Source organism: Amylolactobacillus amylotrophicus DSM 20534, from assembly GCF_001434555.1.
In the GTDB taxonomy this organism is placed as follows: Bacteria; Bacillota; Bacilli; order Lactobacillales; family Lactobacillaceae; genus Amylolactobacillus; species Amylolactobacillus amylophilus.
In genome coordinates, this window is sequence record NZ_AZCV01000015.1 from 1 (window position 1) to 3,978 (window position 3,978).

Annotated in this window: 5 protein-coding genes and 1 pseudogene; 2 read left to right on the forward strand and 4 right to left on the reverse strand. The window is 43.9% G+C overall.

The annotated features are described in order from the left end of the window. Positions 1 to 87: 87 nt before the first annotated feature. Positions 88 to 537 (forward strand): annotated as a pseudogene (locus FC62_RS08055) (IS30-like element ISLpl1 family transposase); the annotation flags it as partial. Positions 538 to 604: 67 nt separating this feature from the next. Here FC62_RS08055 and FC62_RS07825 read toward each other — a convergent pair. Beyond that, entirely contained in the window at positions 605 to 871 is a 267-nt protein-coding gene (locus FC62_RS07825) for a GlsB/YeaQ/YmgE family stress response membrane protein (RefSeq protein WP_054746482.1), read from the reverse strand. 205 nt (positions 872 to 1,076) lie between these two features. After that, positions 1,077 to 1,325 carry a hypothetical protein gene (locus tag FC62_RS07830; RefSeq protein WP_054746483.1) on the reverse strand — a complete coding sequence of 83 codons (249 nt, stop codon included), beginning with the start codon at positions 1,323 to 1,325 and terminating at the stop codon, positions 1,077 to 1,079. A gap of 211 nt (positions 1,326 to 1,536) precedes the next feature. On the opposite strand from FC62_RS07830, the gene FC62_RS07835 reads away from it, so the two are divergent. Further along, positions 1,537 to 2,433, forward strand: coding sequence for a diacylglycerol/lipid kinase family protein (locus tag FC62_RS07835; RefSeq protein WP_054746484.1), 897 nt, complete (start codon positions 1,537 to 1,539; stop codon positions 2,431 to 2,433). Positions 2,434 to 2,526: 93 nt separating this feature from the next. Here the strand turns inward: FC62_RS07835 and FC62_RS07840 are convergent, their stop codons facing one another. Both FC62_RS07840 and FC62_RS08415 read right to left on the reverse strand, forming a co-directional pair. Further along, positions 2,527 to 3,702 carry an IS256 family transposase gene (locus FC62_RS07840; RefSeq protein WP_056946950.1) on the reverse strand — a complete coding sequence of 392 codons (1,176 nt, stop codon included), beginning with the start codon at positions 3,700 to 3,702 and terminating at the stop codon, positions 2,527 to 2,529. An 85-nt stretch (positions 3,703 to 3,787) separates the two neighbouring features. After that, positions 3,788 to 3,978, reverse strand: a 191-nt coding sequence (locus FC62_RS08415) for a hypothetical protein (RefSeq protein ID WP_236693801.1), incomplete at its 5' end; no start/stop codon positions are given.

Below are 3,978 nucleotides of genomic sequence, written 5' to 3' on the forward strand. Positions count from 1 at the left end.
AAAATGATTCATCGTCATTCCTCCTGCTATCTTTTTCTATTATTCTACCTTATTTGATAGTAGATTTAAAACTTTGCAACAGAACCTACAGTCGTTGGTCCTCGTGGGCATAGTAAGGCAGTTTTATTAACTTTAATCGATCGAAAATCACGGTTCCTTTGGGCATACCGGTTAAAAGATCGGACGACAGCGACTGTTAATGAAGCACTAACTAAGTTCCTAACCACTTTTAATGATCCGGTGCACAGCTTTACTGTGGACCGTGGCACTGAGTTTAGTGGGCTAGTATCACTTGAATCACAATATGGTATTAAGACCTATTACTGCCATGCTTATACTCCAGCTGAACGTGGTAGTAATGAACGCTTTAATCGTAATTTACGTTATTTTTATCCTAAAGGGACTCGTTTTGAGCACATTAGTGCTCAAGATTTAACGACGACGTTACTCCAAATTAACCAGCGACCGCTTAAAATACTCGACTGGCAAACACCGTATCAGGTTATGCTGACAAATTTATCCAAAAATTCGGATTAAATTTGCAATCTACCGTTTAACATTTTTTGATGCCGAGCGTAACAGCCAGGCTGTCAATTGGCACTGTTCAATTGTGTTTTGACCGTCGAACCCATGCCCACTGAACCACGAACATCATTATCAGAACGACGGCAATTGCACCGATTGCAGCTGGTATCACGGTCATTCCGGCTAACTCAGACCCCATCGGCACCAGCACACCTTCACCAATGAGTGCCCCAAGGACGCCAGCAATAATGTGACCGATCCAACCCCGCGATTGACTGGGGCTCATGATAGCACCTGCAAAATCACCAACCGCCGCGCCAACAATCATTACCCATAACCAATGCATGCTGTCATCCCTTTTTAGCGGCGGTGTTTGAACTGCCGCACTTCTCGAAACACAGTCAATCCTAATTGCCCAATTGCAATCAATAGTGACAATTTACCCCAAAAACCAGGGGTCTGTCGTTTAATTTTAGCCATTACGGACACCTCCATCTTTTGATAGCGCTAACAAGCGCTACTTCAACAAATCCTTTTATGCCTAATCACAATTACTGCGGCTGAAGCGCCTGGGCAGCAACGGTTCCGATCACAATAAGTATCATCGCCCCGCTCACGACTGGCAACAACGTCATTCCAGCAACTGTTGGCCCGAACCATCCAAAAGACAGCTGGCCACCAAGTACACCGAATAAGCCTGCGATTAAATTAATTGTCGTTTGACGCCGACCATGTGCGCCTAACGCATTTGCAACGATACCTATTGTTAGTCCTAATATCGCAACACCTATCCATCCCATTGTTAACACGCTCCATCCCGATATTGTGTGATTAAAATTATCATAACTATAATATTTATATTGAGCAATCAAAATGCTCATTGACCCGACTAATTCAGTAATGATGCATATCATTTCCAGTCAAACTAGTGTTCAAGCTATACTGAGACTATAAAAAGCTTACTAAATAAGCGATGAATAAACTTAATTTTTTAATCAAGAGGCGATTGTCATGGCAACAACTTACGGCATTTTCTATAACGGACAAGCGGGTAATGGGCAAGCGGCAACCGTCGCCCATCAAACCGCGCAAGCGCTATCGAACCACGGCATTGAGTCTCGATTACTGACAACACCAGGAATCCCCCGGGCAATTGCGTTAATTAAGCAAACACTTCCTCAACTGTCAGCACTAATTGTTATTGGTGGAGATGGCACACTGAACGTTGCAATGACAGCCCTAATCCAAGCTGAAGCACATATTCGTATCGGTGTTATTCCCATGGGAACGGTTAATAATTTTGCAACCCGCTACCAGTTACCAACTGACCCCCAAGCGGCCATCGAACTAATTTGTACTCAGCCGGCGACCCAAGCAGTCGGCATGCTAGTTTGTAATCAACGCCGGGCAGTCGTGAGTTCACTGACATTCGGTAATTTGGCTGACATTTCCAATGAAGTTCGACAATCTGAGAAGCAGCGATTCGGTAAATTAAGCTATCTTTACCGTGCTATTCGCCATATTGGTCACAATAAGTCACTGCCAATTCGATATCAATTCAAACACGAAGGAAGCCACACCTTAAAAACATGGTTCTGTTTGATTACAACGACCAAATCAGTCGGTGGGCACGTCTATAGCGCGTCTGCTCCAGGAAAAATGCATATTAGTCTACTTAACAACATTGGCTGGCGGCAAGTAATTCCATATATTTGGTTCGCACTAACGGGGAACTTGCAAAACTCCAAGGCCATTACACAGCTAACGGCAACCAGTGCACGAATTACGAGTGCAACTGGTCAAGCCGTGACGACACGTATTGACGGCGACCCAGCGGTTAAACTGCCAATTGAATTGACCTATTTGACAGACCGCTTCGAATTGATCGTACCAACAGTCATCGAATAACGACGTATTTTTTATTAATATAATCAACATATTGGGCAGCGTCAAGAATCTTGTGTAAATGAAATGCCTTCGTACATATAATATGTATCTAACTTAAATAAATGATGCTTCCAAGGTATCCTGGAGTCCTTTGAACCCTCGGTGGATCCGCTTCAGAGACTTCTCGTTATAAACATTAAACTGAGAAACCAGGAAGCGATCCAGTGAATCTTCCGTTGGAAATTGTTCTTTGTGGTGGGTGGTGCGCTTGAGATGCTTATTAAAGTTCTCAATCAGGTTAGTGGAGTATAGTGATTGCCGGATAGCTGGTGGAAAGTCCATGAAAGTGAGTAAATTCGGCATTTTAAGCAGATCTTTGATTAATTTGGGATAGGTCTGATGCCAGTTGTTGGCGAACTCATTCAGTTTCAGTTCGGCTGCTTCACGGTTGGCGGCCCGATGAACTTGTTTAAAGTCACTGATCACGGCCTTGCGGTCTTTTACGCGAACTTTGTTCATCAGATTCCGCCCAACATGAACCAGGCAACGTTGTCGTTTGGCTTTAGGAAAATGCCGATTCAAGCCTTCATCCAAACCAACTAACCCATCGGCCACAAACAACAGCACATCTTTAACGCCCTGCTTGATCAAGGTTCCCAGCAGTTCAGTCCAGATTCCAGTCGATTCCGTTGGCGCCACTTGGTAGTTCAGCACTTCTTTCGTACCATCTGGACGAATGCCAATCGCAATATGAACGGCTTCTTTTTGAACGGTATCCCGCTTTAACGGCAAGTAAGTGGCATCTAAGAAGATGGTCGCATATTGTGAAGCCAGTCGACGTTGCTGGAAAGCTTGAACCTGTTCATTGATGGCTTTAGTCATGTTGGAAACCGTGGCTTTGGAGTAGTGAGCACCGTACATTTTCTCAATGAGTTCGGCAATTTCAGCAGTGGTAATTCCCTTGGTATACAACTGAATGACCGTTGTTTCTAAATTATCACTGTGCCGACCGTAGGCTGGCAAGGTATGATTTTCAAACCGGCCATTGCGATCTCGAGGAATGGTTAAGTTAAGTTGGCCGTACTTCATATCAAACGAGCTCTCATAACTGCCGTTGCGGTTATTACCAGTGTTAATCCCAGCGTATGAGTAGCGTTCGTAACCCAAAAACTCTGCCAATTCGGTTTGAAGCAGCTGGTTAATCGCAATTTCGAGGTGGTGACGAAAAACTTCGTCCAAATCTTGCTTTTGGGCTAGTGCAGCGATAATTTCTGTGGTAAGTTCATTCATGGGGAATGCCTCCTGTGATGTTTTCTGTGGTTACTAAATATCATAAGGGAAGGCATTCCCTATTTCTATACAATTCAGAAATCTTTTATGCATTTACACAAGATATTTTACGCTCTCCAAGTTTCATCTGGGCATGATAAAGTTCTTCACGCAAGCGAATATTCTCTTGAATTAGTCTCTCTTTTTCGGTAGGACTGAGCTTGTCCTGTTTGTTTTTATGGGATTTTTTGGTCACGGTGGGTTTTCTTCCTTTCCGTTGGCGTCTCAATCCACTTG

Bases quoted from the DNA above. Each gene is read 5' to 3' on its own strand.
- FC62_RS07825 (WP_054746482.1), bottom strand. From the start codon at position 871: ATGCATTGGTTATGGGTAATGATTGTTGGCGCGGCGGTTGGTGATTTT.
- FC62_RS07830 (WP_054746483.1), bottom strand. From the start codon at position 1,325: ATGGGATGGATAGGTGTTGCGATATTAGGACTAACAATAGGTATCGTT.
- FC62_RS07835 (WP_054746484.1), top strand. From the start codon at position 1,537: ATGGCAACAACTTACGGCATTTTCTATAACGGACAAGCGGGTAATGGG.
- FC62_RS07840 (WP_056946950.1), bottom strand. From the start codon at position 3,702: ATGAATGAACTTACCACAGAAATTATCGCTGCACTAGCCCAAAAGCAA.